This is a genomic window from Weissella sp. DD23, from assembly GCF_001579105.1.
Lineage (GTDB): Bacteria > Bacillota > Bacilli > Lactobacillales > Lactobacillaceae > Weissella > Weissella cibaria.
Genome location: NZ_KQ970397.1, coordinates 21,871 through 24,146, shown reverse-complemented (window position 1 = coordinate 24,146; position 2,276 = coordinate 21,871). Strand labels below are relative to the sequence as shown.

The 2,276-nt window shown below is 41.7% G+C and carries 2 protein-coding genes and 1 pseudogene; all 3 read right to left on the bottom strand.

Annotation, left to right across the window (positions count from 1 at the left end; all coding sequences use genetic code 11):
- A partial coding sequence (locus WEIDD23_RS10045) for an ABC transporter substrate binding protein (protein ID WP_278279500.1) occupies positions 1 to 242 on the bottom strand: 242 nt, incomplete at its 3' end.
- A 297-nt stretch (positions 243 to 539) separates the two neighbouring features.
- Positions 540 to 1,502 (bottom strand): class 1b ribonucleoside-diphosphate reductase subunit beta, encoded by a 963-nt coding sequence (gene nrdF, locus WEIDD23_RS10040; RefSeq protein ID WP_010373355.1) that lies wholly within the window; start codon positions 1,500 to 1,502, stop codon positions 540 to 542.
- Positions 1,503 to 1,612: 110 nt separating this feature from the next.
- Positions 1,613 to 2,276: pseudogene (locus tag WEIDD23_RS10035) on the bottom strand (ribonucleotide-diphosphate reductase subunit alpha); the annotation flags it as partial.

Below are 2,276 nucleotides of genomic sequence, written 5' to 3'. Positions count from 1 at the left end.
GACTGGTCGCCTTGTGCATTTTGGAAATCAATTTTAACGTCCTTACCAACGTGATAACCACTCTCAGTCAGTCCAGTATGAATGCCTTTATTAATCGCATCCAAGGCCGGGTGAGACATAAATTGTAAAATCCCAACCGTTGGGACTTTCGCTGCCCGCTGCTCGCTAACAGACTCCTGCACACCGGCAGCCACTAAAACTGCCGCGAGTAGCCCTAACGCTACCATCACTTTCTTATTCATATCGCTATCCTCTTACTATCATGACAAAATAAAACCGCAAAAGGGTCTCCTAGCAAACCCCTCTTGCGGTAAAAAGAAAGGCCTGCGCGGTAACCCGAGCAGACCTTTCGTTAACGGAAATCAGTCGGCACAGACTCAATACGCTCTAAAAGAGCACGTACCGAATCTGTTAATCAACAATTCGGACGCGTTAGCTGCGCCACCAACCATTTAATTGTGCCATTGCAATTTGCATCACTGTTTCCACCTAACTTTTATCTTGCAATTATGATAGCATTTTAATTTTTTAAATGCAACCTAATCCAAACCAATGTTGTAATCGCCATCTTCCATGACTTCAACCTGTCCCAAACGATAACCATTTCCAACTTGTGAGAAGAAATCGTGATTAGATGTGGTCGTTGAAATACCATTCATCACAATTGGATTAACATCTTCAGCACCATCTGGGAACAGCGGATCTTGCCCAAGATTCATCAACGCTTTGTTTGCGTTATAGCGTAGGAACGTCAACACTGATTCCGTCCAACCAATACCATCATACAAGTGCTTAGTATATTGTTCTTCATTGTTATAGAGATCTAGCAACAAATCATACATCCACATCTTCATTTCGCTTTGTTGGTCTTCTGTTAACTCATTGAATCCTAGTTGGAACTTGTAACCAATGTACGTACCGTGCACTGATTCGTCGCGCAAAATTAGCTTGATAATTTCCGCCACATTATTCAACTTGTTGTGACCCAAGTACCACAACGGTGTATAAAATCCTGAGTAGAATAAGAATGTTTCCAAGAATACCGAAGCAACCTTCTTTTGCAAATCATCCCCAGTTTGGTAGATTTGATTAATTCGTTGCGCCTTGTATTGTAGGAAATCATTGGTATTTGTCCATGAAAAAATTTCATCGATTTCAGCGGGCGTATTCAACGTTTCAAAAATTGATGAATATGACTTTGCGTGCACCGATTCCATGAACTCAATATTATTTAAAACTGCCTCTTCATGTTGCGTACGCACTGAACGCTTCAATGATGCCATACCATCTTGTGACTGCAACGTATCCAACAACGTTAATCCGCCAAACACGTGGCCGACAAGATAATGTTCCTCTTCAGTCATCTTACGCCAGTCATCCAAGTCGTTTGATAACGGAATACGTGTATCTAGCCAAAATTGTTCAGTTAATTTTTCCCATGTTGCTTTATCAATCGCATCCTCAACTTCATTCCAGTTGATGGCAACGTATCCTTCAGTCATAACAATCCCCTATCACTTACACATTGAAACGGTCAGAGTTTTAAGACCCTGACCGTTTCTTAAATCATAGCTAGATTATACCAGCTTTTTGCTTATTATTTCACAATTCGCTAGATTGAGCAGCTTTCGCACTCATTCACCCCGAATTCTTCCATATCGTCTGTATACGTTCGTACATAATAAATTGACTTAACGCCCTTGTGGTACGCGTACATCCGTAAAATATTTAAGTCACGGGTGGTCATTTTATCCGTCCGGCCGTTTTTCCATTCATACAAACCAGCTGGGATTGTCGAACGCATAAACAGCGTCAAGGCCATCCCCTGATCAATGTGCTGTTGCGCCGTTGCATATACGTCAATGACTTTACGCATATCCAAATTGTAGGCTGATTCATAATATGGCAACGTGTCCGTGCCAAGATATGGCGCTGGGTAATAAATCTTACCAATCTTCTTTTCTTGACGCTCTTCAATCTTGTTAATGATTGGGTGCAAAGATGCCGTTGAGTCATTCACGTATGAAATTGATCCCGTTGGTGCAATTGCCAACCGGTAAGCATTATACAGACCGTGCTTTTGCACAGATTCTTTTAGCATTGCCCAGTCATGCTTAGTTGGGAAGTGATGTTGTTCAAAAATTTCCTGAACCTTTGCCGTCTTTGGTGACCAGTCAGCCATCAAATACTTGTTAAAGTATGAACCATCCGCATAGGCAGACTTTTCAAATTCATAAAATGACTCGCCACGTTCCTTAGCAATCTTATTTGACGCC

Excerpts from the sequence above, each read along its gene's own strand:
- nrdF (WP_010373355.1), bottom strand. The coding sequence starts at position 1,502 with ATGACTGAAGGATACGTTGCCATCAACTGGAATGAAGTTGAGGATGCG.